This window comes from Sphingomonas sp., from assembly GCF_041661825.1.
Taxonomy (GTDB): Bacteria; Pseudomonadota; Alphaproteobacteria; order Sphingomonadales; family Sphingomonadaceae; genus Sphingomonas.
The window spans coordinates 310,775-335,987 of record NZ_JBAZTU010000003.1; the positions used below are offsets into that span (position 1 = coordinate 310,775).

At 66.6% G+C, this 25,213-nt stretch carries 22 protein-coding genes; 4 read left to right on the forward strand and 18 right to left on the reverse strand.

The annotated features are described in order from the left end of the window. Positions 1-48: 48 nt before the first annotated feature. Genes WC729_RS14360 through WC729_RS14430 form a run of 15 tightly spaced genes read right to left on the reverse strand, consistent with a single transcriptional unit; the run spans position 49 to position 18,237 of the window. Positions 49-2,814 (reverse strand): phage tail protein, encoded by a 2,766-nt coding sequence (locus WC729_RS14360; RefSeq protein ID WP_372853895.1) that lies wholly within the window; start codon positions 2,812-2,814, stop codon positions 49-51. After that, positions 2,814-5,078, reverse strand: a complete 2,265-nt coding sequence (locus tag WC729_RS14365; protein ID WP_372853897.1) for a baseplate J/gp47 family protein — start codon at positions 5,076-5,078, stop codon at positions 2,814-2,816. Before WC729_RS14365 ends, WC729_RS14360 begins: the two co-directional genes overlap by 1 nt. A 10-nt stretch (positions 5,079-5,088) precedes the next feature. Then, on the reverse strand, positions 5,089-5,478 hold the full coding sequence (locus tag WC729_RS14370; protein WP_372853899.1) for a GPW/gp25 family protein: 390 nt from the start codon (positions 5,476-5,478) through the stop codon (positions 5,089-5,091). Then, positions 5,475-7,559: a hypothetical protein gene (locus WC729_RS14375; protein WP_372853901.1), complete on the reverse strand. Its 2,085-nt coding sequence runs from the start codon at positions 7,557-7,559 to the stop codon at positions 5,475-5,477. The genes WC729_RS14370 and WC729_RS14375 overlap by 4 nt, the downstream gene beginning before the upstream one ends. Next, the gene (locus WC729_RS14380; protein WP_372853903.1) at positions 7,556-8,275 is read right to left on the reverse strand and encodes a phage baseplate assembly protein V; all 720 of its coding nucleotides are present in this window, start codon (positions 8,273-8,275) and stop codon (positions 7,556-7,558) included. The genes WC729_RS14375 and WC729_RS14380 overlap by 4 nt, the downstream gene beginning before the upstream one ends. Before the next feature lie 2 nt (positions 8,276-8,277). Beyond that, positions 8,278-9,345 (reverse strand): phage late control D family protein, encoded by a 1,068-nt coding sequence (locus WC729_RS14385; protein WP_372853905.1) that lies wholly within the window; start codon positions 9,343-9,345, stop codon positions 8,278-8,280. A gap of 3 nt (positions 9,346-9,348) precedes the next feature. Beyond that, positions 9,349-9,501, reverse strand: a complete 153-nt coding sequence (locus WC729_RS14390; protein WP_372853907.1) for a hypothetical protein — start codon at positions 9,499-9,501, stop codon at positions 9,349-9,351. Between the two features lie 10 nt (positions 9,502-9,511). Next, complete coding sequence (locus tag WC729_RS14395) at positions 9,512-10,345, reverse strand: peptidoglycan-binding protein (protein ID WP_372853909.1); 834 nt, start codon at positions 10,343-10,345, stop codon at positions 9,512-9,514. Then, positions 10,342-10,818, reverse strand: coding sequence for a phage tail protein (locus WC729_RS14400; RefSeq protein WP_372853911.1), 477 nt, complete (start codon positions 10,816-10,818; stop codon positions 10,342-10,344). Before WC729_RS14400 ends, WC729_RS14395 begins: the two co-directional genes overlap by 4 nt. Further along, the gene (locus tag WC729_RS14405; protein ID WP_372853913.1) at positions 10,818-13,649 is read right to left on the reverse strand and encodes a phage tail sheath C-terminal domain-containing protein; all 2,832 of its coding nucleotides are present in this window, start codon (positions 13,647-13,649) and stop codon (positions 10,818-10,820) included. Before WC729_RS14405 ends, WC729_RS14400 begins: the two co-directional genes overlap by 1 nt. Positions 13,650-13,652: 3 nt before the next feature. Next, the gene (locus tag WC729_RS14410) at positions 13,653-14,108 is read right to left on the reverse strand and encodes a phage tail protein (RefSeq protein ID WP_372853915.1); all 456 of its coding nucleotides are present in this window, start codon (positions 14,106-14,108) and stop codon (positions 13,653-13,655) included. A 12-nt stretch (positions 14,109-14,120) separates the two neighbouring features. Then, positions 14,121-16,400, reverse strand: coding sequence for a phage tail sheath family protein (locus tag WC729_RS14415; RefSeq protein ID WP_372853917.1), 2,280 nt, complete (start codon positions 16,398-16,400; stop codon positions 14,121-14,123). A 15-nt stretch (positions 16,401-16,415) separates the two neighbouring features. Further along, entirely contained in the window at positions 16,416-17,309 is an 894-nt protein-coding gene (locus WC729_RS14420) for a hypothetical protein (protein ID WP_372853919.1), read from the reverse strand. After that, positions 17,306-17,899: a DUF4255 domain-containing protein gene (locus WC729_RS14425; protein WP_372853921.1), complete on the reverse strand. Its 594-nt coding sequence runs from the start codon at positions 17,897-17,899 to the stop codon at positions 17,306-17,308. Before WC729_RS14425 ends, WC729_RS14420 begins: the two co-directional genes overlap by 4 nt. Then, the gene (locus WC729_RS14430; protein ID WP_372853923.1) at positions 17,899-18,237 is read right to left on the reverse strand and encodes a hypothetical protein; all 339 of its coding nucleotides are present in this window, start codon (positions 18,235-18,237) and stop codon (positions 17,899-17,901) included. The genes WC729_RS14425 and WC729_RS14430 overlap by 1 nt, the downstream gene beginning before the upstream one ends. 507 nt (positions 18,238-18,744) lie before the next feature. On the opposite strand from WC729_RS14430, the gene WC729_RS14435 reads away from it, so the two are divergent. Next, positions 18,745-19,437: a LuxR C-terminal-related transcriptional regulator gene (locus tag WC729_RS14435; protein WP_372853925.1), complete on the forward strand. Its 693-nt coding sequence runs from the start codon at positions 18,745-18,747 to the stop codon at positions 19,435-19,437. Between the two features lie 13 nt (positions 19,438-19,450). On the opposite strand, the gene WC729_RS14440 is transcribed toward WC729_RS14435, so the two are convergent. Then, positions 19,451-20,107, reverse strand: a complete 657-nt coding sequence (locus tag WC729_RS14440) for a TetR/AcrR family transcriptional regulator (protein WP_372853927.1) — start codon at positions 20,105-20,107, stop codon at positions 19,451-19,453. 86 nt (positions 20,108-20,193) lie between these two features. On the opposite strand from WC729_RS14440, the gene WC729_RS14445 reads away from it, so the two are divergent. The 3 genes from WC729_RS14445 to WC729_RS14455 all read left to right on the forward strand — a co-directional run bounded on the left by WC729_RS14445 (position 20,194) and on the right by WC729_RS14455 (position 21,794). Continuing rightward, positions 20,194-20,730, forward strand: coding sequence for a GFA family protein (locus WC729_RS14445; RefSeq protein WP_372853929.1), 537 nt, complete (start codon positions 20,194-20,196; stop codon positions 20,728-20,730). Next, a complete protein-coding gene (locus WC729_RS14450; RefSeq protein ID WP_372853931.1) occupies positions 20,727-21,023 on the forward strand; it encodes a hypothetical protein in 297 nt (98 codons plus the stop codon). The genes WC729_RS14445 and WC729_RS14450 overlap by 4 nt, the downstream gene beginning before the upstream one ends. Positions 21,024-21,179: 156 nt before the next feature. Further along, the gene (locus WC729_RS14455) at positions 21,180-21,794 is read left to right on the forward strand and encodes a VTT domain-containing protein (protein ID WP_372853933.1); all 615 of its coding nucleotides are present in this window, start codon (positions 21,180-21,182) and stop codon (positions 21,792-21,794) included. A 490-nt stretch (positions 21,795-22,284) separates the two neighbouring features. On the opposite strand, the gene WC729_RS14460 is transcribed toward WC729_RS14455, so the two are convergent. Together WC729_RS14460 and WC729_RS14465 are read right to left on the reverse strand one after the other, a co-directional pair. After that, the gene (locus WC729_RS14460) at positions 22,285-23,190 is read right to left on the reverse strand and encodes an NAD(P)/FAD-dependent oxidoreductase (protein WP_372853935.1); all 906 of its coding nucleotides are present in this window, start codon (positions 23,188-23,190) and stop codon (positions 22,285-22,287) included. A 14-nt stretch (positions 23,191-23,204) separates the two neighbouring features. After that, entirely contained in the window at positions 23,205-25,193 is a 1,989-nt protein-coding gene (locus WC729_RS14465; protein ID WP_372853937.1) for a LodA/GoxA family CTQ-dependent oxidase, read from the reverse strand. Between the last annotated feature and the right edge of the window lie 20 nt (positions 25,194-25,213).

Consider the following 25,213-nt stretch of genomic DNA (forward strand, 5'->3'; position numbering starts at 1 on the left):
GCTACAGCATCCCATGAAAAGGCTCCCCCTGTTGGGTGGTGTGTTGTGTCAGCATGCGATCCGCTCCCTGCCCTGGCGCGGGGCGTCGGGTCCGCCGACGAACGAGGCGCCGACATAGGCGCGGCCTAGCACGGCGCCCGGCACGAGCTCCGGTGCGCGGCTGCCCTGGCCGATGGCGCTGTCGAGCCCGAGGCGGGCTTCGCCGACGCGATTCATCGCCCAGTAGAAGCGGACGTCGAAGATGGTGTGCGCGGGTTTTTCCAGCGTGACGATCCGCCGCGCGAGCGCGAGGTCAGCCGCTTCCTTCGCCGGATCCGCATCGACGCTGGTGCGCGGCAGCAGCACGGCGAAGCGGTGGGCGGCGCTGCCGATCGGCAGCTGCTGGCCCTCGAAGGCGAGCCAGTCGCGAGCGGCGGCAGCCGTACCGGGCAGATAGTCGGGAAGCGGCACCGACGCGACATCGTCCCAGCCGCTATTGTGCGCAGCATTGAGTCGGTCGAGCGTACGGTACCGGGCGGCAAGGAAGTCCTGCCAGCTCCGGCGATCATGGGAAGGAAGCGCGACATAGCGCAGCCACGGCTCGCTTGCCGCGGCCGGCAGGTCGTCGGCGGGACTCGCAATGCCGATCGCGTCCTGGAATGCCCGCCAGCGAGTCCGCTCGCCCCGGCCGACGGTCGGCACGAAGCCGAACTGCGCCTGGACCAGTGTGATCCAGATCGCTTCCTTGCCCGCGGGCGGGAAGAGTGGGAAGCGGCCGGTCGGGGCAGGTGTCTCAGGCCAGCGCGCCCACAGCCCTGCCGCGCCTTCCTCCGGCATCCAGTCGCCGTCGAGGCTGCGGATGCCGGGGCTGGTGATCGGGTCGGCAGGCGGGAAGACGCGGCCGCGCGTCCGGCTGACATAGGTTTCGACGATGCGGATCGCCTTGGCCGAAGGGCAGGCGGGGCGCTCCAGGTCGAAATCCTGCGTGGCGACCCTGGTATCGAGCGCCAGCTTGAGCGCGAGGAGCAGGCCGCGGATCGTACCGCGCCAACCGAAGAAGCGTGCGGCGTTGGCGATGAACAGGCGGCGGCGGCGCTCGTCCCAGGACGGATCGAGCGCGACCTCGTACCAGCTCGACAGCCATTCGAGCATCTCGGCGGGAATGGTGCGCGGGTCGAGCAGCGCTTCGGCGCCGGCGATGCGATCCTCGATGCCGGTCTCGATCCCTTCGAAATTGGCGAGGAAGCGTTCGAGGAACGATGCCGAGGCGGGTTCCTCGCGATAGACGCCGGGCAGGAAGCGCTGGACCCAGGAGAAGCGCGGATACCAGAGGCGTAGCGCGCGCAGCCGGGGCGTGACCCGCTCGTCGCCGCTCAGGGTGATGCGCAGTTGCGCGTAGCGGCCGGTGATGTTCTGGAGCAGCAGGTCCCAGCTGCCCTTGCCCGCCGCTGCATCCGTGGCGATCGCGGCGATAGCGCGCTTGCCCGGCAGTTCGGGGCCGCTCGGCGACAGGACCAGCGCGGGCTGGGTGACCCAGGCGGTAGCGGGCGTGGCGAGGGCCGACGGCTCATCCGCAGCGCGGGCCTCGATGGTGACCGACGCGCCTGGCGGGATGCAGGCATCGAGGCGGACGCGGTCCCACACGCATTGCGGCACGGCACCGTCATAGATGGCCGTGAGGAAGCTGACGCTCTTCGCGAACCGACGATGCACGACCTCGACGACGGGAACCCAGATCGGATCGATCGCGCCGCTGTCGTAGCAGACCTTGTCCTTGATCATGACGAGCGCCCGGCCGCCGAAGCGGCGCAGTGGGAGCGTGTCGGGCAATTCTTCCGCTTCCCATTGCCCATTTTGTTCGACCAGGCGAACCCGGCGCGCCTGATTGCCGCCCGCATCGGCGAGGAGCAGGAAGGGTGCCTTGTCGAGCGTGGTCGCGGTGAAGCAGGTCGCGCGGAAATCGAGCGTGCGCAGCAGGCGTAGCGCGGTCTTGCCGGGATCGACGATGTGCAGCGCGGCCGGGGCGGCCGCTGGTGCATCGAGCAGGATGACGCTGCCGTCGCACAGGGTGGCGATCGCAACCGGGGCAGTCGCGGCGCTGACGTCGATGGTGATGAGTTCGGCGCGGAAATGATCGGCCTTCGGATCCGCATCTTCGGGCGCGAAGGCCGGCGCGTCGTCCTTGACCGGTTGCGAGGCGAGGCGAAGGTCGGGATCGAGCTGGAACAGGCGCGGGCTTGCGGCATCGAGCAGCCACAACCCGCGGTCGCAGGTCGGCGCGAGGGAGGCGGGGAAGATGCCCGATGGTAGCGTCATGCGCTCCGGCGCGCCGCCGCCGACCAGATCGAAGCGAAGCAGGCCGCCTGCCTCCGCGCCAATCGTGCCGACGACCAGGAAATCGCCGGTGGTGACTGCCAGGCCGGCAAAGACCTCGTCCGCCGGGGCGTCCGGGGTTGCGTCAGTGAAGGCGCGGGAGATGCGGCGGGGGCGCGGGGTCGACGGCCAGAAGGGCGTGACGCGGCCGTCTCCCGCCGAGCGCACCATCAGGCCGCGGCGATCGTCGGCGATGACATAGAGATTGCCGTTGCGATCAGCGGCAGCATCGCGGTGGTCGGCGGCGGTGAAGCGCTGCTCGCCAGGCGTGTCGGCGATCGGTTCGACCATCGGCAGCAACGTGAGCTGGCCGCTCGCCGTGTCGAAGGCGGGGAAGGCCGGGCTCGCTACGAGCTTCTCCCATTGATCCTTCAGCAGCACGGCATCGGACGCGGCGCTGGTGCACGCGCCCCAATTCTCCTTGCCGAGCAGCATATTGAAGCGGGAGCCGTTGACGTTCATCAGCAGGTCTCCGCCAGGATCGGAACCGGCAGGCGGCTGACACCGATCGACGGCGTCGCAGTGGCGCCGCGCAGCACGTCGAGGGGAAGCGGCGGGCCGGCGACCACGGAGATGCCGAGGATCTCGGGCAGCTGGAGACCGGACAGATCGACCGAATCCGTGCCCGGCTTGCTACCCTGGGCGAGGAGCACATCGGCGACTTCGACCACCCCGGCGGCACGGGCGACCTCGGCGAGGAGCGCGCGGGAGTGGACCGGGCGGGCGAGCGGCCAGCCCCGCAGTGACGGGTCGATATCCGGGCCATAGAGCATCGGCAGCTGCGGCATCGGCGTGGTCGGTGCGGGCAGCGGGCTTAGATAGGCCTTGATCCGGGCCTTCACTGCCTCAACCACCTCAGCCACGGCATAGCCGCCAGCGACCTCGATCCCGATCGAGATCCAGATGCCGACATAGTCAGGGCCACGCAGCACCAGCTCGGTCGTGACCAGCCGGCGTGGGTCGAGATAGGTGCACAGGGCATTGAGGAACGGCCGGTCGGCTCGTGGCGCCTCCGGGTGGTTGGGATCGCGCGTCGGGATCGCCATTACGGTCACCGCGCCGGGCGCCGAACCGATCGTCAGCGGCGCGATGTCGGGATGAGCGGCCGGCAGGACCTCGACCCGGCCGATCGCCACGCCGGGGGTGCGCCAGGCGATCGCGCGGAAATCGTCGGCGGTGACCAGGCGGTCGCGGTGGGTGATGAAACGCGGGATCTGTTTTTCGGCCGCAGCGACGCTTTCCGCTTCAGCCCCGCCCCAGGTCGGGACCGGATTGGTCGCGCTGACGCCGGCGGGCAGCATCGGACCGGCCTTGAGCATGGAGGCAGCGACATTGCCCTCGGCGCCTTCAGTGCAGGCGTAGCTGGCGTAGAGCGCTTCATCGGGACGCGGCCGGCGGCCGGTGAGGCCGTCGCCAAAGCGGATCAGGCCGGCCTCGGCGTCGCAGGAAAACACTTCGACCGGATCGCCCATGTCGGGCGCGCCGGCGATCGGCAGTTCGGGCCCGGCGGCGCGGAGATCGTCGATCTCCTTCCAGTCGTGCCGGCTATTGTTCTCGATACTCGTCACCGTCACCGATCCGGCGAGAACGGGCGACTGGCGAAGCCGGCGCGCCTGGTCGGGCGAACCGTCGCCGGGGGCGAGCTGTTCCGCGCTGATCAGTAATTGCTGGCGGATCTGCGCTGCATTGACGCCGATCCAGCGGAGCTTGACGTCAGTGCTGCTGCCCGAGCGGACACGCAACCAGGTGACCAGTCGGGTGGAAACATCGGGCGCGTCGACCGCCGGGGGCAGATCGCCGACACCGGCCTCGAGCGGATCGAGATTGTCCCAATAGTCGATACCTGCGGGGATACCGGGAAGGGCGAGCTCGACGATGCCGGGCTGAGTCAACGGATCGAAATCGGCGCGTGCGGTGAGGCGCACATAGGTTGGAGAGGGACGGCCTGTCCCGTCGAGCGCCACGGGGCCGGGGCTCGGCACCTCGAAGCGGAGCAGGCCGTCAGCGGCTGGCGGCGGGGTACCGGGGCGGGCGACGATCTGCTCGGCGCCCTGATCGGGCATGAGGCCAAGCGAAAGCGTGCGGCCGGCGAGCTTGCCGCGGAGATCGTCCCAGCCGCCGGGATCGGCCGGCGTGATCTTCTGGTCGTCCTTGCGGCCGAGCAGCGCGACCCACAGGCTGTGATCGACCGTCTGGGCGAGATCGACGCCTTCGCCGTTCACCACCTCGACGGTCTCGTAGAGCGTCAGGGTCTGGGGGACTGGCTTGTCGTAGGAGGCGTAGAGCAGGGCATAATAATCCTTCTGCTCCTGGGTCGGCGTGATCGGCCGGCGAACATAATATCTGGCCTCGACCGGCAGCACGTCGAGCGAGGTCGCGGTGCGGAAGGGGATGGTGCCGGCGAACAGCTCGCTGCCGCGCGGGACCATCAGCGTTTCGGCCGGCGCGCGTTCGTTGACGAAGGCGGCCAGGCCGCGCGCTTCCCGCGCCGGGGCGAGCGGCACGCCGAGCAGCTGGAGGAACTTGGCGCGGTTGCGTTCGGGGATCTGGTTGGTGCGGTAGAGCAGGCTCTCGGTGACGTGCGCGAAGAGCTGGATCAGCGTGACGCCGGGGTCCGACTGGGTGAAGTTGGTCCATTCCGGCGTGTGTGACGGAATGCGCGCGATCAGCTCATCGACCAGCGCCTGATAGCGCCGGTTGTCGGTGGGGGGGACGGGGAGCGGCATCCGATCCTCCTCAGCTCGTGGCCAGCGGGACATCGATCGCGACACGCTGGGCAGCGCCGGTCGCGACGAGGCGATAGGTGATGGTGGCAACCGCGGTTTCGGTCGCCTTCGCGTCGGCGGCGACATCGACTGCCTCGACGGTGATGCGCGGCTCCCATTTCTTCAGCGCGGCATCGATGGCGTGAGCGACGCGGGCATGCGTGGCCGCATTGTTCGGCTCGAACAGGAAGGCGTTCAGGCTGGTGCCGAAGGCTGGCAGCTGGACGCGCTCGTTCAGGTCGGTCCGCAGGATGACCGCGATCGATTCCTGGATGTTACGCTCGCCCTGCGACCAGAGCATCCGACCTGAGGCGTCGACGCGCGGTGGGAAGGCCAGGCCTTTGCCGAAGGGGCTGCTCATCCGCCGCTCCCCTTTCCCTTGAACTTGGGCACCGGGAAACAGAAGGCGAGGAACGGCATCCAGCGGAAGATGAAGTCGAGCAGGCTGACGATGATGATCAGCAGGATCAGCGCGCAGAGCGTGACGATCGGGATCGAGAGCGAGCAGATCATGCCGATATCGATGTTGTTGCCGTTCTTGCAGCCGCCGCCGTCGCCGGTGTCGATCTCCTTGTGGAGCGGCCAGGGCAGGACCTGCAGGACGAGATCGATGAAGCCCATGCCCTTGGCGCGCTGGACCTGGCCGCAGAGCATGTCGGACAGGACGAAGGCTGTGCCGCGCGCGTGCTTGCGCAAGCCCGCGGGGCTGGTGTCCATCGGCAGGCTGATCCGCACCGGGCGTGCCGGGGCGTCGGGGTCGAAGAAGCTGGCGAGCTCGAACGGCACGCTCGGTTGCGACAGCGTCGGCGGATGGACCGGGCCGCAATCGGCATTGAGATGGACGAAGCGCAGGCGGAACTGGCCGGTATCGCCGATGCTGTCGGCCATGGTCTGGGCAAGCTGTTGCGCGAAGGGCAGGGCGCGGGCGGTCGCCTCGTCGCTGGTGTCGAGGGCGCGGGCGACCAGCACGGTGAGCTTGTCGACCTGGTTGATGTCGAACAGGCCAGGCATCGGTGGCGCGTCGAGCGAGATGGTGAGCGCGTCGATTTCCGCATCGGGGGCGGCGCCCGGATTGGCCGGCGGCAGGCTTCGGAAGGCTCCCGCCGAGACGATGCCGTTGCCTGCGCCGTCGCTGGTCGCGATGCCGGCGAGGAGATAGTGGAAGGCCGGCCATTTGGCGCGGTCGTCCTTGTGGTCGCGATACTGGGTCTCGACGCCTTCGAGCAATGCGGCGACGCCGGGCTTGGCGACGTGACGCAGCGCCTCGGCGAGGCTGCGGACATGCTCGGGGCGTCCTGTATTGTCGCCATTGTCGGGCTTGAAGCCGTTGTTGAGCTTGTCGCGGTCGCTGGTCGATATCTGGCCGGAGAGCCAAGTGAAGAGCGCGAGCTTGTCGCCGGAGAGGGTACCGGCCGAGGACTGGCGAACCGCTTGGGCGACGGTGGGGAGATGGCGGTCGAGAAACGCCATCAGGTCGAGCAGGAGCAGCCAGCTCTGCGACTGATAGCCCCAGTTGCGCTTGCGGATGCTGAGCTGCTTGTTGCCCGGCGTTGCCTTGTCGCCGTTGTCGAGGTTGATATCGGTCGCCGCCTTCATCGCCGCCTGGATCAGCGCCTTCCATGGTTCGGCGAAATCGATCTTGAACTCAGTGGTGCGCGCCAGCTTGGAGTTGCGTGGCGGGATGGGCGCGGCGCCGGTGAGCGCCTCGGCCTGACCTTCGACCAGGCGGCGCGCGGTGCGGGTGATGGTTGCGCTGAGATACTGCTCACGCCGGCCGACCGGGATCAGGCCGCCCCACATCGTCCGCTTCAGGCCATGGCCGTCGTGATGCGCGAGCGGGAAGGCGGGGAGGCGCTCCTCGCCGGGGACGAGGACGCCTTCGTCGCCCTCGGCGACGCGCTGCCAGCGGGCGCCGCTCGCATCCTTGACGAAGCCATATTCGTAAAGCGGGCTGCCCGGCGGGGCATCCTTGGTCGCGGGCATCAGGCGACGCAGCACGAAGCCGACCTGTTCGTGGCTGCCGGCGAGCTTGCGGTCCGGCAGGCCGGGGATCGCACAAGCAAGCGTGGCGGTCGCGACATAGAAACGCTGGTGGGCGGGCTGATAGAGCTTCAGGCGCGGCGTATTGGCTGGCACGGCGGCGACCGGCTTCGGCGCACGGCCGAGGCGGGTCTTGAGGCGCGCGAGCTTGAGCGGTGCCGGAAGCGGCACGCGCTCGACCAGATCCTCGGTACGGTGGTCGAACTGGGGCGAGCGCCAGGTCTCGTGCCGGGCGACATGCTCGGTCAACGCGCCGGGATCGGTCTCGAGCAGGCCGAGCAACTGCTCCATGAACTCGTCATTGGCGAAGCGCAGGATGGTCGGGGCGCGGCCGGGCGAGGCGGCGCCGCGCCACATCGGCCGCGGCGCGGCCCAGGTGAGCGGATGCGCGAGCGCGGTCACCAGATATTCCCCGCGCCCGGCGTGTAGCTGGCCGAGACGATGCTGTTGGTGATGATCGTATCGGCCTGGACCACGCCCGAGAATTTGGACATGCCGGCATCGACCTGGACCATGCCGGCCGAGATCGCGACCTGCGAGGCGTTGACGGTGACCTTGGCCGCCGCGGTGACGGTAATGCCCGCGGTTTCGAGCTTGATCGAATTGCCGTTGGAGTCCTCGATATCGACTGCGCCAGGCCCGTCCTTGAGCGTCAGCTTTTGCCCACCCGGGGTTTCGAGGATCAGCTTCTCCTGGCCGTTGCTGTCGTCGAAGGTGAGGGTGACGCCGTTGCGCGACTTGATCACCTTGTGGTTGTTCTGGCTGCTCGCGCTCTCCGGCGGGGAGTCGGTGCCGTTCCACAGGCCGCCCAGGACATAGGGACGCGAGGGATCGCCATGCTCGAACGCGACGAGCACTTCATCGCCGACATCGGGCATGAACCAGCTGCCGCGATCCTTGCCGGCGAAGAGCGTCGCCATGCGTGCCCATGCCTCGTAACGGCCGCCGCCTGAATCGGGACACCAGGGCAGGGTGACCTGCACCCGCCCGGTGCCGTCGGGATCGGAAATGTCGATCACCGTTGCGGGCGCGACGCCGTACCAGATGCCTCCCAGCCCGAATGGCATGCGCTCATCGAACTGGGCCTGGCGGCGATCGCCTTCGAGGAGAGTCAGCACGTTCACAGCGGCTTGATCCCCGGACGGTTGCAGCGGAATTCGGTGCGCGCGCCATGCTCAGGATCGTAGAGATGCGTGACCGAGATCGCCCGGTAGCTGCCGTCGAACAGCGGGCCGAGGCCGGTGAGGTCGAGCTTCACGCCGGCGCGGAGCTTCGGGTCGGTCTCGCAAGCGCCTTCGCCGGTGACGAAGCCGCGGGCCATGTGGCGATAGCTGGCTTCGGCAAGCTGCTTCGCCTCGTCGGCCGAGCGCGGGACGCCGTGCGCGAGCGTGTCGACTCGTTCGCCGAGCGCCTTGACCAGGATGTCGCCCCCCGCGGTGTCGCCGTTGAGCTCGGACTCGATCGCCGATTTGGCGCCCTTGTGGCTGACGCCCTTCTTCTCGCTCACGTCCCAGCCGGAGGCAACGACACCGCTACGCTGATGGGCGAGGTCGGCGAGCACGGTGAAGGAGCGCAGCGTGCCCGCCCAGGCGAGCTTCACGCCTTCCTGCGTGCGTGCGGGAGCGGCGTGGAGCGCGGTGCCCTGGATGAAGATATCGGCATCGAAGCGCCGCGCGATATCGAACAGGAAAGCGAGGTCGGTCTGATTGAGCTGGGCGAGCAGCGGTACCGCGGGTGCCTGGGTATCGACCTGGGCATCGAGGCCATGTTCCCGCGCGATCTTGCGGACCACATCGCCGAGCGAGGATTGCGCGAAGCAACGCGTGCGCCGGGTCATGCGCAGATCCTGCAGCCGATCCTCGGCGAACACCGTGATCCGCGCGGCTTCCCCTTCCGGGAAATCGGCGGCAATGCCGGTGATGCGGCCTTCGAACAGCACATCGGAATCACCGACACCGACCTTCAGTTTCTTGCCGAAATCCAGAACCTTGCGATCGAAATACTGGAAGCCCGGCTTGTCCTCGCCACCCCAGTTGCCGAACGAAATCTCGGCGCGCGCCATGCCTTCGATGCTGTCGCTCAGCTCATAGCGGAGCAGGCCGGCCTCGAGCTGCGCATTGCGCTTGTCCTCGATGAAGATCGAGGGCCGCGCGGGGCGCATCGGCAAACGGGCGACTTCAGCGCTCATCGATCAACGCGGCCAGACACGGGCGGAACGGATGGCGACAGCACGGGCGCGCCGCCGGGTTTCATGCGGACGCGGCTCCTGCGGCGGGCCCGCATCGCCCTTGGCGTCATTGGACGGTTCCCCGGTCGCTTCGAATTCGTCGATGACGACAGCCATTTTCCGCTCCTCAATTGATCGACAGTTTCGGGGACGACAGCGAGACCGCAGCGCTCGCCTCGACGCCTGGCGGCGCAATCGATACGCCGGCGCCGAAACCCGCTCCGACACCGAAGCTCGCGACGCCGCCGAAGCCCACGCTGCCGCCGACACTGACGCTCGCGTCGAGATCGATCAGCGCGCCGGGCGACATGCGCAGCGGATCCTCGATATTGTTGGCGGCGGCGACGCCCTGCCAGTCGTCGCCCTTGCCCGCCGCGCCTGCCATGTTCTGGAGGCTGGCATTCTGCGGCGCCGGCGTGAAAGGCCGCTGGCCCGGGCGCGACGGCACCAGGCCGGTTGTCTTCGAATAGTCAGTGACGAGGATCTTCTGCTGCGCGAGCGTCAGGGTGACGCTCGCGCGGAGCGGCTTGCCGGCGGCCGAGAAGAATTCGAGGCTCTCCTCGAACGCCTCGACCATGCCGTCGAAGATGAACGAGCCCCAGGAGAAGCGCGTGCCGGGCGGGGCGAGCTTCTTCTTGTCGCTTTCCGCTTCCTGCGGCGTCATGAAATAGAGGATCTCGGTGGTAAGGCGGCGGACATCGTCGACCGGGTTCTTGGCCATCGCGGTCACATCGAACCAGAGCGTCAGGGCCAGCTTGGTCGTGCCCGCGCCGACGAACTGACGACCGGCGGTGCCCGCCTTCTGGTCGCCGCCTTTCGGCTCGGCGACCTGGTTGGCGAAAGTTACCTTCATCGATTCCGGATTGAATTGGACGAAGACCTTCTTGCCGCCGGGCTTCTCGATCGAGAGGTCCTGTTTCAGCTCGATCATCTGCGCCATGACGAGAACCTGCTCGCTCATTTGGCACCTCCCGCCGGGGCCGGCATGGCGAGCTGGAGCTTTTCATAGGCCACCGCGAATTCCTCGATCGCGATGGTGCCGTCCTTCGCGTTGAGCGCGGGCGCCTTGATCTTGGCGGGGATGCAGCGGCTGAGCTGGAAGCGGGCGCGTTCGGTGCTGCCGTCCTCGGCGAACATCACGACCTCCGCATTGGCGCGCAGGAACGGATCGGCGATTGAGTCAGCGAACCATTTCCAGAGATCGAAATTGTCGGTGAGGCCGCGCTTCAGGGTGAGGTTGGCGTAGCTGATCGTCCCGGGCACGCGGTATGCGTGATCATTGGCGCCGCCCGAGCGGATCGTCTTGAACTCCTGCGTGATCTCCAGACCATCGCACTCGGCGAAGCTCGCCTTGACGAGCGGATCGCTCTTGCCGTCGGGATAGATCTCGACCGCGAAGTTGAAGGCGGTGAAGGGGCGCACGGCGTCGACCATCACGCCTCCTCGAGGATCGAGAGCCGCGCGCCCTGCTGGACGAGGCGGAGGGTGAGGAACCGGATCGGCTGCGAGGGGGCGACGCCGACCTCGACGATCAGGCGGCCGGCGTCGATGTCGGCATCGCTCTGCTGCACGGCGACACGGAAGGACTTTTCCGAGTTGGCCCCGGCAAAAGCGCCGCGCAGTTGCAGGTCGTCGAGCATTTCGGTGAGGCTGCGCTCGACCGCGCGACGCAGCACAGGACCGTTGGGTTCGAACACATAGGTCATGCCACGGCGGAGCAGGGTGCGGCGGAGCAGCATCATCAGCCGGCGGACATTGATCGGACGCCATTCGCGTTCCGGCGAGAGTGTATCGGCGTCGTGCAGCATGAAGCCCGCCGGCAGCTGGCGGATCATGTTGACCCGGACGCGGTCGAGCGAGAGCAGGTCCGGCTCGGGAAGCGACGGGTCGAGGCCGACCACATCCATCAGCGGATCGTTGGCGGGTGCAATCCAGGCGCCCCGATTGCGCGCCCGCGTCGCCATCAGGCCGGCAACGGCGCCGTCGGGCGGTGCGGACAACAGGCCGCTGCCGGTGCGGGCGACCAGCCAGGGGTGATAGACCGCACCGTGCGAGAGGAGACGTGCCTCGTCGGCACCAAGCTGGCCCGGCGATCCCGCGCCCGGCGCGAGCGTCGCGAGCGCGCGAACGTGGCCGGTTGCATCCGCAGTCCGGAAATGCGCCGGAAGCGAGAGGACGGCAAAGAAATCGCCATTGGCGGCGGCGATGCGCAGGATCGCTGCATGGAGCGCGGCGAGGCGCGGCGATTTGGGACCAACCTGGGTCACCGCGAAACGTGCCTTGCGGAGCACTATTTTAACGGCGGCATAGGCCGAGACGTTTCCGTCGAGCTCGAAGCGCAGACGGTAATAATGGGCGCCCTGGGCGCGTCCGGTGACAGCGTAAGTGGAGACGTTCTTCTCGCGGAGCAGCTCGACCGCGTCGGAGAAGTCGGGCTGTGCGGCCTCTTCCAGCACGGCGATGCCGCCGGCTGGGCCGGGAGACCAGGACAGCGCGAAATCGTCGGTGCCGATCGAACCGGGCAGCGGATCGAATTCGGGTGCGGCGAGCAGACGAGTCGAGCAATCGAGGAAGCCGCTGAAATCCGGCTCGGTCAGTTCCGGCGTTGCCTTGGGCGGGCACCCGCCTGAGTGATTGCGCCAATTGGCGCGCACTGGGGCGCCTGGCTCGGGCGGCGGGAAACTGTCCGCCGTGGCGTCGAGCTCCCAGCCCGGCTGAGTGGCGTCGGGAACGGCGAGCAGGCTCGGTTCGGGGAACAGATCGCCGTCGATGTCGAACGCGGCATGGACGCCGAACAAACGCTGCTCGCCAAGATCGCGGATCGCCTGGACTCGTTCGACCAGCCCAGGGCCGCGCAGGTCGGCGAGGCGGGGGTCGAGGAAGATCCGCTCGTCGAAGCGCGACAACCCGTCGCGCACCAGTGGGTCTTCGGAGCTGGGCACCGGCCCGCACGGCTCGGCAAAATCGGCGTCGAGCCCGACCGGCAACCAGGCGGCCCGGAGCGCCAGGCGATCAGCCGCGGTAAAGCCGGGCGTGCCGAACCGTGCGGCGATCTCGGTGAAACCCGACTGACCATAGCCAAGGGCGATGAGATTGGTTTCCTCAGCGGTGATGGCGAAGCCCGGGCGGATTGCCGCAGTGCGGTTCGCACGATCCTGATGGTAGATATCCGCAGCGATTAAGCCGTGGATCGCTCCGACGCTTTCCGGGGCTGGTCCGAGCCCGGTATGGACTCGATCGGCGCCGGGCCGATGCTCGGCGATGTCGATCGTGACCTTCGACGCCGCTAACGGACCGCCGGGCATGCGCGATGCCACCTGCTGCCATGCAGGGCCGAATGCCTTGTTATCCTGGACGGCGTCGACCCGGAGTGCGTCGATGCGCAGCCAGTCTGCCTCACCCTGGTGCTGGAAGCGTACCCAGCGGCCGCGGACGAGCGGCACATTCTTGTCAGTGAACGTGAGCGTGCAAACCGTGCCTTCGGTAAGGCTTGCAGGGAAAATTCCCGTCTCGCCGGCGATCGAGGCATGACCCTGCTTGACCACGACCGGGCCCTCTTCGGCCTCGACGATACGGGCGAAGGAAGCGACCCAGAGGGCGAAGACATCGCCATCCGCCAGGCGCACCACCTTGGCGTAGCGTTTGACCATGCCGCTGCCGCCGGTCAGTTCGATCAGATCGCCCGGCGTCAGCACGCCCGGATCGGCGAAGCGCAGGCCGTAGCGCAGCTTGCTTTGCCCGGTAATGCCGACAGGACGGCGCGATACACGCGCCGCGAGGTGCATCGCATCGGACCAGGATCCGAGGCTTGCGGCACCGAGTCCGGCCGGCAGGATGATGCTGGCATTGTCGTCGATGGCGGGGAGCCGGCAGAGCAGACCGGGCATCAGGAAGCTGCCCGCGGATGCCGGGGTCGACCCCGGATCCGGCACGCCCAGCTCCGCGGCGCGGGTATCGGCCAGTTCGGTAGTCTCGGCGAGGCGGATCGCCCAGGCGCGCGTGCCGCCATTGGAGAAGAAAGCGCGGACCGTTGGCGCCAGATTGCCGGTCAGCCTGCGACCGCTTTCCTGATCATAGGCAAGCGGGCAATCGCCACCGAACACGGCTTCATAGGCGGCAACGCTCGATACGGCGATCGCCACGTGACAGGGGCCGCGTTCAGCGAACCCCGCGAACACGGCGACGTCCATGCGCGGCAGCGCCTCGGCAACAGGAGCCGGGACGATGTCGACGCGGATGCCGGGAAGGGCGTCGCCGGCGAACATGGATTATTCCATCTCCAGCCGCTCATAGGCGAGGACCAGTTCCTCCATCGCCACATCGGTGCCCTTGGCGTTCAGCGGCCCGCTGGTGTGCTTGATGATGCGGGCACGCAGCAGCTTCCAGACCTGGACGTCCTGGGTATGATCCTCGTTCTTCAGCGTGATGGTGACGGTGCGCAGCGCGTCCTGGTCGCCATTGCGGATCTGATCGAGCCATTTGTAGAGGTTGAGCGAGCCGATCACGCCCCGTTTCAGGGTGACGTCGGTCGACTTGTTCATCCCGGTGATCTTCATCACCGAATTTTCCATGCTGTTACCGGGGCGGTATTCGGAGACGGTCACTTCCATCCCGATGCCGCTGATTTCCTGAAAACCCGCCTCGGGACTTTCAGGATTGCCGTCGCCCAGATCGACCAGAAAGTTGAACTGGACGTATGGCCGTTTTGCTCTCAGCACTGCCATGACAAGGTCCCCTTATGACTTGCGGTCGGCCGTCCACTGGCCGATGCGGAAGATGACGAATTCGGCGGGACGCAGCGGCGCGACCCCGACCAGGCAGATCAGCCGGCCGTTATCCAGATCGTTCTGGGTCATGGTGGAGCGGTCGCACTTCACGAAATAGGACCGTTCGGGCTTGTCGCCGAGCAGCGCGCCGGACTGCCATTCGTTGAGGAGGAAATCCTCGATCGTGCGCCGCACATTCGCCCAGAGCCGCTCGCCATTGGGCTCGAACACCGCCCATTGCGTGCCCTTGTCTATCGAACGTTCGAGATAGGCGAAGTATCTGCGAAGGTTGACATATTTCCATTCAGGATCGGAGCTCATGGTGCGTGCGCCCCAGAGCCGCATGCCGCGCCCCTCGAAGAAGCGGAAACAGTTGATCCCCTCGGGATTGAGCACTTCCTGCTGTGCCTTGTTGATCATCTTCTCGAAGCCGAGGGCCAGGGTGACGACCTCGTTGGCCGGCGCCTTGTAGACTGCGCGCTCGATGTCGTTGCGGGCATAGATGCCGGCCACGAAGCCCGACGGCGGGAAGTAATTCTCCTGGCCCGTGTTCGGATCGATCGTCCGGATCCAGGGATAGTAGAAGGCCGCGTGGCTGCTATCGAACATGGCGCGATAGGCCCGCACATCCGCGATCGACTGGCCCTTGATGCTGTCGAGCACGGCGATCCGATATTGCATGCGCTCGGCATGGCCGATCAACGCGTTGGCGATTGCCTGTGCGTCGGTCTTGGCGGCCAGCGCATAGGTCGACCCGGGCGCAGCGACGATCGAGATATCCTCGATATCCTCGAAGGCCTTCAGACCTGACTTGCGATTGGTCGTCTGATCCTCTTCGCCGGCATAGGCATCCAGACCAGGCACCTGTCCGTCCTTGCCGCCGGCCAGGAAGAACACCGCATCGAGGAAGGGCGCCTTGCCTTCGCTGCGCGCCTTGGCCGCGTCGCTGCCGGTGCCTTCGAGATCGGCAATGACGAAACGATTGTCCGCCTTGTTGGCCGAAAGATAGTCGGAGGCGATCTTGGCGCCGTTGCGTGGCGGATTGTCGTCGCCCGCGGTCGCGAAGATGTCGGCCGCGGCCTTGGCGCGTTCGGTGGCCTCGACAAGCGCGGCGGCGGTCGCCGCCTTCGCATCGGCCGCAGGCTGTACCAGCGGGAGAGCCAGATCGATCTTGGCCTGAGCAGCGGTGACCTCGAGCTCGGCGGCGGCAACCGCCGCTGCGAGAACGTTCGGGTCGTCACCGGGATCGGGATTGGCCTGCTTGTCGAGCGCGGCGACGAGCTTGGCGTCGGCAATGCCTTTTTCGTTCTCCGCGTCGGTGACCGCCTTGTTGGCGGCGTCGAGCGCCTTCTTCGCGTCCTTGTCGGCCTTGTCGGCGTTGGTCTTGACCAGATCGGCCGCCGTCTTCTCTTCCTGGGCCTGGTCAAGCGTCAGTGCGGCGACGACGATCGGGATCGAACGGGAGGCCGAAAGATTGGCCGGTTCCGCCGCGAAATAATCGAAGATCGAGTCAGGGGCGCCGGCGGTCTTGTGCCCGCGATCGAGCGCCAGATTGGCCACGGCGAAGAAGGGGAGGCCGGGCTCGCTCGGCTCGACATAGACGCTTGCGGTGATGGTGCGGATGGTCGCGTTGGTTTCGGCGAGATCCTGCAACTCGAACTTGCTCGTGCCGTCCTTGTTCTCGAAGTTCCACAGGTCCTTCTGGATGTCGTAGGAGATGAAATAGATGCCCTTCTTGGCATCGTTGCCGACATAGACGGTGTCGCGGTCGAAGGACGAGCGCAGGATCGCCTTGTGCTTGCCGCCGCCGATCGGCTCAAGCACGAGTCGGTTCTGGCTCACCCAGAATTGCAGCCTCACGCGGGCCTCACCCGCCTTGCCCGGAAAGCGGGCGCGGATGGCGATATTGGCCGGGGGAACCAGCTTGCCGGCGACCTTCGCGCAGGCGGTGTCGATATCCCCCTGGAAAGCGCGGGAGACATAGAGCCGTTTGCCGCCTTCCTCGAAAAAGGCGCGAACCGCGTTCCACATATAATTGTCGAGCGTGGTGCCGACGAACTCGAGCTGCTGGCGTCCGCCATAGATCCGCTCGAACTCGACAAGCGAGGTGATGACGTCGGGCTCGATGTCGATCGGGCCGAAGCGCGTCGCGCCGACGAACCCGGTGGTGGTGGTGCTGACACCTTCGATCGACTTGGCCCGGTAGGAGACTTCCTCCACGAAGACGCCGGGGGCGAGATATTCAGGCATGGGCAGTCTCCTCGATCAATTCGGCTTGAGGTAGAGCGTTGAGAGGCGAACATTCGCCGACTTCAGCGAGACGAGCGTGAGCGGGCGGCCGAGTGTGAGCGGCTGGCCGGGCAGGGGATCGTCCTTCCCCAGTTGCTTGAGGGCGATGCGGGGCGGGCTGGAAAGCTGGCCCAGGATCGCGTCGAGGCCAGGCAGGTCTTCCGAGAGATCATCCCAATGGACGGCGATCTCGGCGGTCCAGGTGACCTCGTCCCGGCCTTTGGCTGCCTCGGCAGGGGTCTGGGCGGGAAGCGCCGGATAGCTGCCGACCGCGGCGATCGAGCCGTTCGCGCCGGCGATGCCCAGCGCGATGATCTTGCCATCGACAGTGGCGGTCATCGCGGCCCAGGCGCAGGGTTTGTCGGACCCATCGGCCTGGCGTTCGGCAAGCTGGGCGCGGACCGTGGAACGGGGCCCCGACGCAGCCCGCGCGATTGTCGGGAAAAGCGGGAGATAGTCGGGCTTATAGGCTGCGGGCGCGCCGGCGGGCAGCAACGGTGCGATCTTCGCCTGGTCCAGTCCGGCCCAGCCCGGCCAGACGAACCGGCCACGCACCGGCAGTTTCGCCTCGAACCGGATCGGCAGGAAGCGGCGGAAGGGATCGTCGACCGATATCTTGAAGGTGCGCGCCTTGGCGGGCCAGTCGGCAGGGGTGTCGGCAAGCTCGAAACCCAGCCCGGGGAGGCGCGGGGTCATCCAGGTGCCGCTGGGCGTCGGCCCGAGCGTCGCCCGGCGAAACGGGCGCTCGGCATCGGCGATGCGCACCTCGAGCCCGTCGCCGACAAGCCCCAGGTCCGACGCGTCGCGGAAGGCGAAACCCAGTGGCACATGCCGCACGAAGCGATCGGGCGAGACGAGGACGAGCGTCATATCGCCTCCTCGGCCATGCCCACGCCGAAGCCGCGCTCAAGCACCTCGCCATTGTCGTCGAGTGCCTGATTGCTGTCGATCAGTACCATGCGGACGAGATAATTGACGAATAGCGGGTGCTTGCGGATGCGATCCCACATGTTCAACTGGTCGGCGAGGGCGAGCGGATCGCAGACCAGGTCGACATCCTCCTCGACGGTGAAGATATTGTCCTCAGTGAGATAGTCGTTGAGCTGCGCGGCGGTGATCGGCCCGGCATCCTCCAGCGCGCGCATCACCCATCCAAGCATGCGCAACTGCTTCTCCGCCGAGGAAGCGACCGGGATGATGAGGAAGCTGAGGTCGATCGGCAGCGAGGGTCTGAAGCGACGCCCGAAGATATCGACCCGCGGTCCGCGGCCGCGGCGTTGCGTGTTGATCGTCACGCGCCAGGGCAGGATCGCAAAGCCGTCGCCGGTCAGGCCCTTCTCGATCTCCTTGGCCTGGTACATCTCGACGGTGAGCGTGTTGAAGGCATCGCGCGGATAGCGTTCGCGGATCAGGCCGCGGATCGCGGCCGCAACCGCGGCGATGGCCTGATGTTGTGCCATCAGCCGGCGCGCGCCACGGCGCGAATCGCATCGGCGAGCCCATGCTCGCCGCCGGCGGCAAAGCGCCAACCCTGGCGATCGACCCGGTAGAGGCTGCCCGCCTGTCCGTCCTCGCCGATCGCGACCACGCCGATATGCGGCGCCTCGACGATCGCCCGCAGCGCAACCGGAAAGTCACGCATCGCCGCCTGATGCAGAACGACCACGTCGACATCCTCGATAACGGTATCGGGAGAGGCTGGCTGGATCAGTTCGATATCCTCACATCCGGCGAGTGCGCCATGCAGCGCTGACCTGACCATCGCCGTGGTAGCGCCGAGCAATACGCGGATCGTCATTGCGCACCCCTTCGAGGTCAGGAACACAAGCTAGGCCGATGTCGGCGTGACGCGCATGAGCCCAAGGGTGTGGAGGAAGGCCCGGGTCACCGGACCGGGATCACGGCCCGGGAGGGAGACAGGGGCCGGTGGCCGGGCCAGCGTCCGAACCGACGGTCCGGACCATTTGGTCTATTATGTCGTATCCATACAATTGGTCGACGGAGAGTCGACCGGCACGCGACAGAGAATCGTCGAAAACACCGTATTGATCTTAAATCCAGTTTTCGAATGCCCGGATCGGGACTATGATCAGCTTAGCCTAGTTGCTTGGGGTCTCCTTTGCTCTTTTGTGACAGCCAGGACCTGTTCTTGGTTCGGTAGGCCCTGCGCTGCGTGGACAATTCAGCGTTAATCACGATGTTGGGGGACAGGGTTTTCCTTCCCAGCGAGTATTGGTCCAGACCGCACCGGCCGAGCGGCATCATGGAAAGCCGGCCGGAGCGGCGCAATCAGAAGGAGTCACGGATGGAACGCCATCGCGACGCAGGCAGCGGAAAGCGACCGGCAGCGCTCGTGGTGAGCGACGTCCTGATCTATCGCGAGGGCATTGCAGCGGGATTGACGAGGATCGGCGACATCGAGGTGGTGGGTGCCATTTCAGCCGAGGAGCTTTCCGGCGCGCTCGCCGCGAGCAAGGTGGAGATCGTCTTCGTCGATATTTCGCGCGCACCATCTCGCGAGGCGGCACGGGCCGCGCGGGCGCTGTCGCCGCCAGTACTGGTGATCGGTTTCGGCATGACCAGCGAGGATGAGGGCCTGGCCGGGGCCGAAGCGGGCGTGACTGCCTTTGTCGATCATGACGGGACGATCACTGACCTGAACCTGGCGGCCAAACGCGCGTTGAGCGGAATCCCGGTATGCCCGCCGCAGCTCACGACGCGGCTTCTGCAGCGTGTCGCGCAGCTCGCGGCGCGCGGACGGCCCGAAGGCGACGCGCACCTGACTCGCCGCGAGCGCGAGATCGCCGCACTGGTGGAGGAGGGGATGTCCAACAAGGAGATCGCCTGCGCGCTCAACATCAGTCCGGCAACCGTGAAGAACCATGTCCATATGATCCTGGACAAGCTGAACCTGCCGCAGCGGCGGATGCTGATGCTGTCGCAAATAGCGCGCGGCGGCCGGACGGGGCAGGGCGTGTACGATTCGACCGCGGCCTGACGCCACGGTTCGATCAAGGTGTTTGCCGGGCGCGGTTCCCGTAGGCGGCGAAGAAGACGCGGATACCCTCAGCCGCATGGCGACGGAGGGCCGCCGGCCCTGGGATCGCCGCATCGCCGAGGAACATGGCTCGGTTCACCGGCTCGCCCATCAGCAGCCAGTTGAGGTGAGAGGCGGCTGCTTGAGGATCTTCGATCGACAACAGACCGCGGTCGGTCCAGCGGGCAAGGGCTGATGAGAGGCCCGCCACGGCGCGTCCTGGGCCGCCCTCCTGCAATGCCCGTCCAAGCTCGGGGAAGCGGCCCGCTTCGCCGATGACGAGGCGACGAAGCTGCATCAGCCGTGGGGTCAGGACCACGAGAAGTTGCCGTTCGGCATAGGCCAGCAGCTGTTTCTCGGGATCGTCCAGCTCGCCCATATCGGCAATCTCGCGCTGCACGACATCGCCGGCCGCACCGGTCATGCTGGTGACGATCGCGACGAACAGCGCCTCCTTGCTCGCAAACTGTTTGTAGACCGTCTGCTTCGACACCGCCGCCTGCGCGGCGACCTCGTCCATGCTGGTGCCGAGATAACCCTGGTGCAGGAATATCTCGGTGGCGGCATCGAGAATCGCCGCGCGTTTGCGATCAGTGCGGCTGATCGGGTCGATCTCCGTCAGGTCTGCCATGCGCGCCATTGTCTCCAGTCATCGGTCTCGATTGACTCTTGGTACTGGACAGTCCAGTTCTGTGCAAGGTCGCAATGGAGAGTCGCATGAGCGCGCAACTGCCGGAATCCCTGACATTGTCGTGCCGGTGCGGCGCGGTCGAATTCGAAGCCACGGGCAAGCCGATCGTGACTGCCGCCTGCTATTGTGCGAGCTGTCAGGCGGCGGGCGCGGGGATCGAGCGGCTGGTCGAGGCTCCGCCGGTGCTCGACGCCGATGGCGGCACCAGCTTCGTCCTGCACCGGAAGGACCGTGTCCGCTGCACCAGGGGTGGCGAGCGGCTGGAGGATCATCGCCTTTCGCCCGCCGCGCCGACCCGGCGGGTGGTGGCGACATGCTGCAACTCGGCGATGTTCCTAGAATTCAGCAAGGGCCATTGGCTGAGCCTGTATCGCAACCGGCTTTCGGGAGACCTGCCGGCGCTGGAGATGCGGGTAATGACGCGCGACCGACGCGAGGGTGTGATGCTGCCCGACGATCTGCCCAATTATGCGACGCATTCGGGCAAGTTCATGTGGAGGCTGTTGACTGCCTGGGCTGCGATGGGCTTCCGCGTGCCTGCCGTCGAAGGGATTCGGGCGTGAGCTTGGCGGCCAAGGTTCTGATGGAGAATCCCAACAGCCCCGACCGGCCGATCCGGGTGGATGCGGACAAATATCAGGCGATGCGCGACGCGATCCTGGCAGTGTTGCCGGTAACCGCGCCGGGCCTGACGGTGGCTGAGGCGAAGGCGCGGCTGCTGCCGTTGTTGCCGGAGACGCTGTTTCCCGGCGGAGACAAGGCCGGCTGGTGGCTGAAAGGCGTGCAGCTCGATCTTGAGGCGAAGGGCCTGATCACACGACAAGACAGCAAGCCGCTGCGCCTGCACCGGCTGTAGGGCACTCCTGACCGCTCGAGATAGGGCCATTTTCGGATGCGGTTCTTCATTGCTCCCGCGCCGGCAAGGGGCAATCAAGAGAGCATCATCGCCGCCTCATCCTCCTCGAGCCTCAAGGCATCGCGCTACGCGATCGCTATGCGTTGGCTCGCTGGCGTGGTCGTTCTTCTATTGCTTACCCTGATCCCGTTCTTCCTGTTCGAGGATGATATCGGCCGATGGTCCTCGACGATGCTCACGGGGACCAGGAGCAGTTCATGGGCGAGCGCCGCCATGATCGTCCTGTTGCTTGCCAGCGATATCCTGCTGCCCGTGCCCTCCAGCCTGGTCGGCGCCTATGCGGGGGGCATGCTCGGCGTCGTTTATGGTGCCGCGGTGAATTGGGTTGGGCTGAGTCTGGGCAGCGCGATCGGCTATGCGCTTGGTCGGGGCGCCGGGCGACCCGCACTGGTTCGGCTGGTCGGGGCTGACGCGGTCGACCGCGCGCGCGCACTGTTCGCCCGGATTGGACCGGCGGCGCTGCTGGTGTCTCGCGGTATTCCGGTCGTGGCGGAGGCGGGGCTGATCGCGGCCGGATCCGCGTCGATGCCGCTTGCCTCATTCATCGGATCGGTCGCCCTCGGTAACGCCGTGGTCGCGATCGCCTATGCCGTCGCTGGTTCGGCCGCATCGACGGGCAATTATGCGCTGCTCGTCGCGGTGCTCGTGCTGGTTCCCGCTACAAGCTGGCTGGTGTGGCGCGCGCTGAAGAGACCCGCGATCGCGAACTGAGGGCATTTTCGGGAAGATATGGTGGACGCACTTGGGCTCGAACCAAGGACCCGCTGATTAAGAGTGCGTCATTCTATCAATGATATCAATCACTTAGCTGCATTCGTGTCTAACAGATATCAAGCGATAATCAACTTTATCCACTTCGAACAATTTTAGCCGAGGGCACAAAATTGCTCACACAGCGGAGCGTGGCAATGCGGGAGCTGCGGCCGATTTTCACGAAAACACCACCCCCGACGACCCTTAACGAGATAGTCGCTTCCGTAAAGCGAGCAAATGCCGCACGCGCGTTCAATAGACCGACAACTAGCCAAAGGCGTGCGGACCTCGGTTCGAAGTCAGGCCTCTTTCCGCGGCGAGCGTAGCAGGGTCTTCACCTCCGGTGCCACGGTCGACTCGTCTTGATCGGCGTGGCTCGGTGAGGCCTGGCTTCGAAACTCACGGTCAGGCTAATCGGGAGCCACAATTGGGGCGATCGTAGCGCCACTCAGGTAGCCGACGCATAGACCATCGCGCGGGCTCGATCCGCGTTGAGCGCGGTCAGGCGATTGGCGGCGTCGTAGATTTCGTTGAACTCGGGGTTGCCCATGCCGCCGGCGATTATCGCGCCGGCCGCGATCAGTGCGCTGTTCACCGCATGCTCGAGACCCTGCGAGTTGACCGGGTCGAACGCAGCAGCCGCATCGCCGATCGCCACCCAGCCGTCGCCCGCGGCGGGCTGCAGCAATCGTGGACTGGCGTCGCGCGCGTTGGGTGGCCGCTGTCCCGGTGTTGGCGGGCCGACGCGCCACGTTTCACAGCCGGCGGGGCCGGCCATCGTCGTGGTCCAGCCACCGCCCTCCCAGACCACCCGCATCCTGGGTTCGGCGAACATGTCTGCCCGCTCGACCCTCGATGCAATCCGGCGGTCGCCACGCAGGCTGCGCGCACCGAGCCGCCGCGCGATGCTGGCGGGCCGGCCAGTGCCATCAATCACCTGCTGCGCGCGGATTTCGTTTCCGCCAGAAAGGGCGAGCAGGAACTGGCCGTTCGTGCGCAGGCAGCCCCGCACCCGGCCGGCAACGAACCTGGCGCCCGCGCGCACCGCGTCATCGAGCAACGCGCGGTCGAGCCTCGACCGGTCGACGACAAACCCGGTCCCGAAATCTTGTCGCGTCGTGACGCCGTGGTGATCGACATGCTCAATCCCGGCGCAGCGCCGGGCGATCGTCGGATCGTGCAGCAGCGCGGTGAGACCCACTGCGTCGAAGGCTGCCGCCGCCCGTGGCGACACGATCTCGAGGCGGCTGTGCGCCGGTTTGTTCGGGGCGACGATCGTGACCGGACGCTGAGCGCGCGCCAGCGCCAGTGCGGCCACCGCACCGGCAGGGCCGCCGCCGATGACAACGATCATGCCTGCGTTGCCGATCAGATCTCGCCCTGTCGATAGCTGCGCCGGGGTGAGCCCTCAGCTGGCGCCGGTGCCACGGCGGCTTTCAGTACCACCGGGATCGGCGTTCCGATCGCTTCGCATTTCGCCACCAGTGCGGGCTTTGGATCGCCCCGGGTGAAGGCTGCATCGCGACCGGTTTCGACATGCATCGTAGGCGGCAAGCCGAGTGATGGATCGGTTGCGATAGGAAGGACCGTGCCGAGATCGTGCCACTCTTTCACCATCAGCGCGATGCGCTGGAAATAGCTCTGACCGCGCACGTCGCGCAGCCAGTCCGAGCGCGAGGCAAAATGCTTGATCGATTGTGTGGTGCGGCCCGCTGCGCCGTTCGCGACCACGCGAGCGTAGCTTTCGTGCGACAGCACCTGATCAGGGACACGCGGCCCCCAGAATGTCGGCATCGAAAGGAAATAGGAGGGCTTGTAGTCGGCTTCCGAATTGCACGATGCGCCATCGGTTTGCCACGGCACACCGAGGAAGCGGGTCAGTGCGCCTGTTGCGACCCCATCGAAGGGACCTGCTGCACCGATGCATGTGGTCGGGTCGAGCGTCACACCGAAATCCTGCCGCGCGGGCGCATTGGTCGCGGCCACCGCGAGGCGATACGGTTCCTTCCAAACCCGCGCCAGGCGCATCGGCCAGGTCAGCTCGATACCAGGATGAAACGGTCCGCCGAGGCAATCGTGGAGACTGGCGCGCTCGAGCTGCGCGACTTGACCCGCCGCGTCCAGTGCGGCGAAGTCGGCGATCGGTGGTGGTGCCCCGGTCCAGTCGTCGGCGAACTGCCCGCTGGCCCAGCGCGTGAGATGGGCGAATTGGGTCGGCGTGACGGCGAGGCACGCGGTGTCGTCGCCGAGCTCGCCCTCCGCGTCGGAAAAGATCTGAGGCAATTCTCCGGTGTCGGCCGCAAGCGCGTTCGCGCTCGTGCGGAACAGGTGCGCGATTGCCTGGCGCTCGGCTTGCGCTGTGGCGCCGGTGTCGCGCCAGCGGGCGACGATTGCAGGATCATGCGCGTCGAGCGAGCTGCCGTGGCCATGCAGCATGAACAAGCCCTGGTTGACCCATTGCATGTCGGTAAGCCGGGCGAAGATCGGCCAGACGTCGTTGGTGAAGGACGTGGTGGTGGGCTGCGCAATCCATCCCTCCGCCACGAAAGTCTCGCGGACCGCGTCATCGAGCGTGACGAGCCCGACAATGCCGGGCGCATTGTTCGGCGGGGTGACGGCGATATAGCCGGGATCGGCGGTGAGGCGGGTGCCATCGGCGAAGGTCACCACGGCACGCACCGGGCCATCGGCAACATCATCATGCCAGCCGACATTGTTGGCGAACGTCGTCGGTTTACTGCCATCATAGGAGTTCGATGTGCCAAACCCGCCGAGGACGAGGAGGCGGCCGTCGTCATCGACGCGGATTTCGCCGAGATAGACCGGTTTGCCGACGAACTGCCCGCCCGCAAACGCCACGGCCGGGGGCGGGGTAGCGGCGCTTGTGATGTGGGCAGCAGTGGGCACGATATCGAGTTGCGCGCGGTTGCCGGCGAACGCGGCGTTGCGGCGGTTGGCCGGTTTTGCGAGCCCGTTCGGCAGGTCCATCGCCTGGTTGAACTCATACCAGCCGGCCTTCAGATTGGCGACGGCGACCTCCCAATCGATCACGGTCCCGGCGTGCGCCAGGACCTCACGGACGGTGCCGTCGTGCAACGTCGCGTAGATGCGAAAGCGCGCTGCATGCCGCCGCAAGCCGCCGTCTGCGCCGCGATAGTCGGTAAGGTCGGTGGCCGGCTGGCCATCGGGTCGGGTCGGGAGGCCGCCGATGACTTCTGGTGACAGCAGATAGTCGCTTGGAGCGATATCGGCGCAGTCGCCCACGCGTGCGATGCCAAGCGGCGGGTAGATCGCCAGCCGGGCAATGTCGCTAGCAACGAGCGCATTCTGTGCGTCTGTGTCAGTCTTCTGATCCATCGACTTGTTCCCCGTTCGTA

What these genes read in the sequence shown, in the direction of transcription:
- WC729_RS14360 (WP_372853895.1), bottom strand. Translation starts at nt 2,814, where the DNA reads ATGAACGTCAACGGCTCCCGCTTCAATATGCTGCTCGGCAAGGAGAAT.
- WC729_RS14365 (WP_372853897.1), bottom strand. Translation starts at nt 5,078, where the DNA reads ATGCCGCTCCCCGTCCCCCCCACCGACAACCGGCGCTATCAGGCGCTG.
- WC729_RS14370 (WP_372853899.1), bottom strand. Translation starts at nt 5,478, where the DNA reads ATGAGCAGCCCCTTCGGCAAAGGCCTGGCCTTCCCACCGCGCGTCGAC.
- WC729_RS14385 (WP_372853905.1), bottom strand. Translation starts at nt 9,345, where the DNA reads ATGAGCGCTGAAGTCGCCCGTTTGCCGATGCGCCCCGCGCGGCCCTCG.
- WC729_RS14390 (WP_372853907.1), bottom strand. Translation starts at nt 9,501, where the DNA reads ATGGCTGTCGTCATCGACGAATTCGAAGCGACCGGGGAACCGTCCAAT.
- WC729_RS14395 (WP_372853909.1), bottom strand. Translation starts at nt 10,345, where the DNA reads ATGAGCGAGCAGGTTCTCGTCATGGCGCAGATGATCGAGCTGAAACAG.
- WC729_RS14400 (WP_372853911.1), bottom strand. Translation starts at nt 10,818, where the DNA reads ATGGTCGACGCCGTGCGCCCCTTCACCGCCTTCAACTTCGCGGTCGAG.
- WC729_RS14405 (WP_372853913.1), bottom strand. Translation starts at nt 13,649, where the DNA reads ATGTTCGCCGGCGACGCCCTTCCCGGCATCCGCGTCGACATCGTCCCG.
- WC729_RS14410 (WP_372853915.1), bottom strand. Translation starts at nt 14,108, where the DNA reads ATGGCAGTGCTGAGAGCAAAACGGCCATACGTCCAGTTCAACTTTCTG.
- WC729_RS14415 (WP_372853917.1), bottom strand. Translation starts at nt 16,400, where the DNA reads ATGCCTGAATATCTCGCCCCCGGCGTCTTCGTGGAGGAAGTCTCCTAC.
- WC729_RS14420 (WP_372853919.1), bottom strand. Translation starts at nt 17,309, where the DNA reads ATGACGCTCGTCCTCGTCTCGCCCGATCGCTTCGTGCGGCATGTGCCA.
- WC729_RS14425 (WP_372853921.1), bottom strand. Translation starts at nt 17,899, where the DNA reads ATGGCACAACATCAGGCCATCGCCGCGGTTGCGGCCGCGATCCGCGGC.
- WC729_RS14430 (WP_372853923.1), bottom strand. Translation starts at nt 18,237, where the DNA reads ATGACGATCCGCGTATTGCTCGGCGCTACCACGGCGATGGTCAGGTCA.
- WC729_RS14435 (WP_372853925.1), top strand. Translation starts at nt 18,745, where the DNA reads ATGGAACGCCATCGCGACGCAGGCAGCGGAAAGCGACCGGCAGCGCTC.
- WC729_RS14440 (WP_372853927.1), bottom strand. Translation starts at nt 20,107, where the DNA reads ATGGCAGACCTGACGGAGATCGACCCGATCAGCCGCACTGATCGCAAA.
- WC729_RS14445 (WP_372853929.1), top strand. Translation starts at nt 20,194, where the DNA reads ATGAGCGCGCAACTGCCGGAATCCCTGACATTGTCGTGCCGGTGCGGC.
- WC729_RS14460 (WP_372853935.1), bottom strand. Translation starts at nt 23,190, where the DNA reads ATGATCGTTGTCATCGGCGGCGGCCCTGCCGGTGCGGTGGCCGCACTG.
- WC729_RS14465 (WP_372853937.1), bottom strand. Translation starts at nt 25,193, where the DNA reads ATGGATCAGAAGACTGACACAGACGCACAGAATGCGCTCGTTGCTAGC.